7 protein-coding genes and 2 pseudogenes are annotated in these 5760 nt (G+C 41.6%); 3 read left to right on the top strand and 6 right to left on the bottom strand.

All coding sequences use genetic code 11. The features are described 5' to 3' along the window. Positions 1-57 precede the first annotated feature (57 nt). From PN457_RS01680 to PN457_RS01665, 4 genes are all read right to left on the bottom strand, one after another. Entirely contained in the window at positions 58-540 is a 483-nt protein-coding gene (locus tag PN457_RS01680) for a ferric reductase-like transmembrane domain-containing protein (RefSeq protein WP_271730889.1), read from the bottom strand. A 116-nt stretch (positions 541-656) separates the two neighbouring features. Beyond that, on the bottom strand, positions 657-764 hold the full coding sequence (locus PN457_RS01675; RefSeq protein WP_271730893.1) for a hypothetical protein: 108 nt from the start codon (positions 762-764) through the stop codon (positions 657-659). An 85-nt stretch (positions 765-849) separates the two neighbouring features. Then, a complete protein-coding gene (gor, locus tag PN457_RS01670; RefSeq protein ID WP_271730887.1) occupies positions 850-2205 on the bottom strand; it encodes a glutathione-disulfide reductase in 1356 nt (451 codons plus the stop codon). 86 nt (positions 2206-2291) lie between these two features. Next, the gene (locus tag PN457_RS01665; protein WP_271730886.1) at positions 2292-2822 is read right to left on the bottom strand and encodes a peroxiredoxin; all 531 of its coding nucleotides are present in this window, start codon (positions 2820-2822) and stop codon (positions 2292-2294) included. A 165-nt stretch (positions 2823-2987) separates the two neighbouring features. Between PN457_RS01665 and PN457_RS01660 the strand changes: the two genes are divergently transcribed. After that, positions 2988-3425, top strand: a complete 438-nt coding sequence (locus PN457_RS01660; RefSeq protein WP_271730891.1) for a Fur family transcriptional regulator — start codon at positions 2988-2990, stop codon at positions 3423-3425. A 44-nt stretch (positions 3426-3469) separates the two neighbouring features. Here the strand turns inward: PN457_RS01660 and hisG are convergent, their stop codons facing one another. Next, positions 3470-4117 carry an ATP phosphoribosyltransferase gene (gene hisG, locus PN457_RS01655; protein WP_271730885.1) on the bottom strand — a complete coding sequence of 216 codons (648 nt, stop codon included), beginning with the start codon at positions 4115-4117 and terminating at the stop codon, positions 3470-3472. A 57-nt stretch (positions 4118-4174) separates the two neighbouring features. Between hisG and rppA the strand changes: the two genes are divergently transcribed. Then, positions 4175-4858 carry a two-component system response regulator RppA gene (gene rppA, locus PN457_RS01650; RefSeq protein ID WP_271730884.1) on the top strand — a complete coding sequence of 228 codons (684 nt, stop codon included), beginning with the start codon at positions 4175-4177 and terminating at the stop codon, positions 4856-4858. Positions 4859-5073: 215 nt separating this feature from the next. Here the strand turns inward: rppA and PN457_RS01645 are convergent. After that, a pseudogene (locus tag PN457_RS01645) lies at positions 5074-5259 on the bottom strand (7,8-didemethyl-8-hydroxy-5-deazariboflavin synthase subunit CofG); the annotation flags it as partial. 258 nt (positions 5260-5517) lie between these two features. Here PN457_RS01645 and PN457_RS01640 point away from each other — a divergent pair. Further along, positions 5518-5760: pseudogene (locus tag PN457_RS01640) on the top strand (photosystem II q(b) protein); the annotation flags it as partial.

Below are 5760 nucleotides of genomic sequence, written 5' to 3'. Positions count from 1 at the left end.
TCAAGCATAATTTGCTGTCTAATTATTTAATACAGCAACTCAAACGCCCAAGTATTCCTATGTGCTTGGTTTAATTGAAATTGTCCCGTGGCGCGGCTCCCTCCGCTCCCTATTTGTGCCAGTTGCGTAAGTCCTGATTTTATCTAAGATATGCCAGGGTAGGATAAAGATCAGCAGGTAAGTTAATCTGTGTATATTCTGCCATTTCTTTTTTAAAAGTTTGACACTCCAATCATTAGAAGTAATTGCTAGTAAAGTTAGAATAAAAAATGAGAATATTCCTTGAAAATAATGAATATAAGTAAGAGGATTTAAGAAATCAATATTGTGTTTAAACACTATCAGTAAACCATGGCTGCAAGCTAAAACATAGGATGCAATACCAATAATTCGCCGTTTTTTTCCTAACCAACGTAAGGTTTGATTTTGGCGCGTTTTGGGGAAAACAGTTTTGAATATGCTGGGCGTTAAAGTCAATATGTAAGCTATCAGTGCCAATAAGCCAAAAAAGTTAGCCAAAGCTACAGACTGAAGAGACATAAGTAAACTCTTTTAATTAAATCTTGTATGTAACAAGAATACACCATCTGTTAATGATGTCAAGTGCAAAAAATGCCCTAATCTAGGGCATTGTTCAAATTTATTCAACTAATAACCTATCCCATGGTGACAAATTCCTCAGCCGAGGTGGGATGAATACCGACGGTGGCATCAAAATCAGCTTTAGTAGCACCCATCTTCAGGGCGATCGCCACTCCTTGTATAATTCTTGTATAATTTAAGATGCCAGTTTAAGCGGGCGTAAAACCCCATCCCCTCGTGGGTGGGGCCTTTGACCCAACTAATAACCTATCGCATGGTGACAAATTCCTCAGCCGAGGTGGGATGAATACCGACGGTGGCATCAAAATCAGCTTTAGTAGCACCCATCTTCAGGGCGATCGCCACTCCTTGTATAATTTCAGCAGCGCTATTACCCACCATATGGGCCCCTAAAACCTTGTTATTACTTTGATCAACCACTAATTTCATCATGGTTTTTTCATCCTTACCGGCCAATGTATAATACATTGGTCTAAAGCGACTGCGGTAAACTTTAATCGCATTACCATATTTTGCCCTAGCTTGGGCTTCAGTTAAGCCAACCGTTGCCGCCTCTGGAGTAGTAAAAATTGCTGTAGGTACATTTTCGTAACTCATCCTACGGCACTTATTACCGAATACCGTATCTGCAAAGGCTCGCCCCTCATTAATCGCCACAGGAGTTAAATTAATATTATCTGTACAATCTCCTACCGCATAGATATTTTCTTCAGTAGTTTGACTGTATTGATCTACAATAATCGCGCCTTTACTATCGAGCTGAACCTGAGTATTTTCTAAACCTAACTTTTGCGTGTTGGGTTTACGACCAGTAGCTGCTAAACTGACCACATCCACAACTACCGTTTCCTCCTCCTCATCACCCCGACGGATTTTGACGTTAATACCCTCTGGGGTTTTTTCTATAGCAGTCAATTGGGAATTGGGGAGAATTTGAATACCATGCTTACCCATTCCTTCCTGAATTTCATTGCGTAAATCTTCATCAAAACCACGCAAAATCTTGTCATGACGAATTATCTGGGTAACTTCGCTACCCATACCATTGAGAATACAAGCAAATTCTGAACCGATGTATCCCCCCCCTAAAATTACTATGCGTTGAGGTTTTTCCTGTAAATGAAAAATATCATCGGAAGTAATAGCGTGTTCAATTCCAGGAATATCTGGCTTAATAGGATAACCACCTACTGCAATTAAAACTTTATCAGCAGTAACTTGACGCTCCCCCACCTGAATTGTATGAGCATCAATAAATGTAGCGTATCCTTCCCAGAGTTCAACTTGGGAATTATCCAGCATCTTTTGATAAATACCATTTAGGCGAGTTACTTCATTGTTAACCGCCGTGATCATCTTTTCCCAGTCCAGGGAACTTTCCACCGCACTCCACCCATATCCTTGAGCTTCTGCAAACAACTCAGGAAAATGGGATGCATAGACCATTAACTTTTTAGGGACACAGCCACGATTTACGCAGGTTCCGCCTAGTCGGTCAAACTCAGCCACCCCTACCTTAGCTCCATATTCCGCCGCACGTCTAGCGGTGGCAATACCACCAGACCCAGCACCAATTACAAATAAGTCGAAATCGTAACTCATGTGTCCCTCAAATTTTAGATTTCAATCTGGGGAAAGGGCAATGCCCAATTCCCAGTCCCTTAAAATATTACACACCAGTAGGAGTTTTAAGCTCCTTTGAGGTAATTGAGCATGGTATCTGCATCGGAAACTTCAAATGGGTCTGTAGGACAGTTATCCTCGTAACCAGGCTCAATGAAAATCTTTTCAATTTTGCAGTCATTCACTACCATTGAGTAGCGCCAAGACCGCAGACCAAAGCCCAGGTTAGACTTATCAACTAACATCCCCATTTTCCGGGTAAATTCACCATTGCCATCGGGTAATAAAAATACCTTATCAGCCCCTTGTTGCTTACCCCATTGGAACATAACAAAGGCATCATTCACAGATACACAAATGACCTCATCAATACCTAGGGCTTTGAATTGGTCATACAGTTCTTCATAACGGGGAAGGTGAGAAGTAGAGCAAGTGGGGGTAAAAGCTCCAGGTAGTGAAAATACTACTACACGCTTACCACCAAAAATATCTTGTGTGGTGCGGTCTTGCCAACGGAATGGGTTTGGTCCACCAATCGACTCGTCACGCACCCGGGTTTTAAAGACAACATTGGGAACTTTTTCGATCACAGCCATAGTAATATTATCATCACTTAGAACTATATCAGAATAATTCTTATTTAGGAAAATTTCAATAGTTATAAATACTTAAATATTCAATTAGTGAACACATAATACTAATTTATTACTGGCGGTGACTATAATAGGGACATCGTTAAAATGAAAAATGTAGCCGCAAATATGCAACAAGAGGCACACACAATTATTCAAACCTTGAAATCAAAGGGTTTGAGGGTGACTCCTCAGAGGTTCGCAGTTTATGCAAATTTGTTATCTCGGTGTGATCACCCTACAGTTGAGACCATCCTGGCGGATCTCAACAAAGACTTTCCCGTGTCATCCCAGGCGACTATTTACAGTTCGCTACAAGCCCTACGGGAGGTGGGTCTTGTGCGGGAGGTATTACTAGAAGAGGGGGTTTGTCGCTATGATGCCAATGTAGAACCCCATCATCACTTTTACTGTAGTCGATGTGGTGCCATTGAAGATATTCCTTGGGAAACCTTTCAATGTATAGATGTGAATAACATAGGTCAGGGTATACACTGTGAAAGCTATGAGGTGATTGTTAGGGGTTCGTGCGATGGCCGGCGAGGACATCTGTGCCCCAAAGCATAAATAACTACTCCAGAATGATTGAAACATCCTGGAGATTACTGTTTCTAAACCACAGTTACAGCTACTTCCTGGCGCAGTTGTTCTACTAATTGATGCAAGTTACCTGTATTGAGACGATAACTCAGAGGATGAGCAATCAACCGCGCCGTACTTTCATACAAAGTAGTAATTTCTACTAAACCATTTTCCCGTAGAGTCCGCCCAGTAGAAACTAAATCGACAATCGCCTCTGACATTCCTGTAATGGGGCCTAGTTCCACTGAACCATACAGGGGTACAATTTCTATAGGTAGATCCAGACTATGGAAATATTCACGAGCGCAATTAACATACTTAGAAGCAACTCGACCATGGGGAGGTAAATCTAAAGGTGATTTATAGGCACTAGATGCTTTGACAGCCACCGACATTCGACAATGACCAAACTGTAAATCAACTAAATGTGCAACTTGGGGTTTTTTTTCCCGCAGCACATCATAACCAATAATCCCTAACTGTGCCTGACCATATTCTACATATACAGGTACATCTTGTCCCCGCACCAGTAGCCCTGTGGCTCGCCCACTAGCGTCGGGAATTTGCAGTTGACGCATTCCAGAATCTAAAAAAGCGCTAAAATCCAATCCTACAGACTTGAGTAGGCGGATGCTATTTTTGAGTAGTTCCCCTTTGGGCAATGCTACAGTTAACATTTTCTTTTTGGCAGTTAATTTATCTTGAGAATATCTTGATTGCTTACCATAAGCAGCATGAGAATTTTATTAGTTGACGATGAAATTGAACTGACTGACCCCTTAAGTCGCCTGTTAACCCGCGAGGGTTACTATGTGGATATAGCTTATGATGGTGTCATAGGTAGCCAATTCGCCGCCGTAACTACCTATGATTTACTGATTTTAGATTGGATGCTACCAGGGAAAACAGGTTTAGAGATTTGTCAGGAATTGCGCCGCCAAGGTAAAATTACACCGGTACTATTTCTCACAGCCAAGGACACCCTAGATGACCGTGTACAAGGTTTAGATGCGGGTGCTGATGATTATTTAGTCAAACCCTTTGAACTGCGAGAATTATTAGCACGAGTTAGGGCTTTATTGCGTCGTGCTGGTTCCCCCACCCATGAAACCACTCTTGGACGCTTGATCGCGGCTGATTTACAACTAGATTATCAAAATCAAGTGGCTTATCGTCAAGGACGGGTGATTGAGTTATCTCAAAAAGAAACTCAACTGCTAAAATATTTCATGGAAAATACAGGAAACCTACTCACCCATACCCAGATTTTACAAAATCTCTGGCAGCAAGATCAAGAACAACCAAACAGTAATGTGATCGCTGCTTTGATTCGCCTACTGCGGCGTAAAATTGAGGTCACGAAAGAACAACCACTCATTCATACTGTTTACGGGAAAGGCTACCGTTTCGGAAGTTAAACCTCAAGTTTTTTATTTCCATTTGTAGTTTTTCTCGCAGATGTTGTGCTTGCTCATAGATAGCTTGACGTTTTTGGACTGGTTTGATTTTTTCTACAGGTTGGATCAAGTAAGTTAACTGCGCCATTGTTGCACAGCCGTTTTTAAATCACCAGTCAACCAATGATAAAACTGGGGATATTATAGATATATATGGGTAAACGTGGTAATAACTCCCACCCCGCAGATTGTAAAATGGCTTTTAAAGCCTGTTCCTCCCCATGGGGATAATGACAAACAGTATGTAACAGTGCTGGGGTTAACTGTTCGAGCATCAAACCCATGGAAACATTAACATTTTTTAGCTGTTGCATCTCGGTAAAACTCAGGATTCCCACATTAGTATGTGGTAAAAATCCCATATCATATATATCCCAAAGTTTTTACCCCACCCTAACCCTCCCCTTAATCAGGGGAGGGGACTAGATTTATGTTTACACTCTAGTGTTACCCAGTAAAAGGGTTAACCCCTTACAGAGTAAGGGTTTAAGAATTATGTTAAGTTTTTTGTAAAAATATTTGTCAAAATACTTTACAAATCGAAACAATTGATTTAGTATGTAAACAACAGGTACAAACACTTACCTGATTCATACATACATAACCGCAATCATAAACAAATGACCACAACCTTACAACAGCGCCAAAGCGCCAACGTATGGGATCGCTTCTGCGAATGGATCACCAGCACCGAAAACCGGATTTACATCGGTTGGTTCGGCGTCCTCATGATCCCCACCCTCCTAGCTGCTACCACCTGCTTTATTATCGCCTTCATCGCTGCTCCTCCAGTAGACATCGATGGGATCCGCGAACCAGTAGCTGGCTCCTTAATCTACGGAAACAACATCATCTCTGGTGCT

The organism is Anabaenopsis arnoldii (genome assembly GCF_028331025.1).
Classification (GTDB): Bacteria; Cyanobacteriota; Cyanobacteriia; order Cyanobacteriales; family Nostocaceae; genus Anabaenopsis; species Anabaenopsis arnoldii.
The sequence above is the reverse complement of the archived record's forward strand: the minus strand, read 5'-3'. Positions and strand labels throughout refer to the sequence as shown.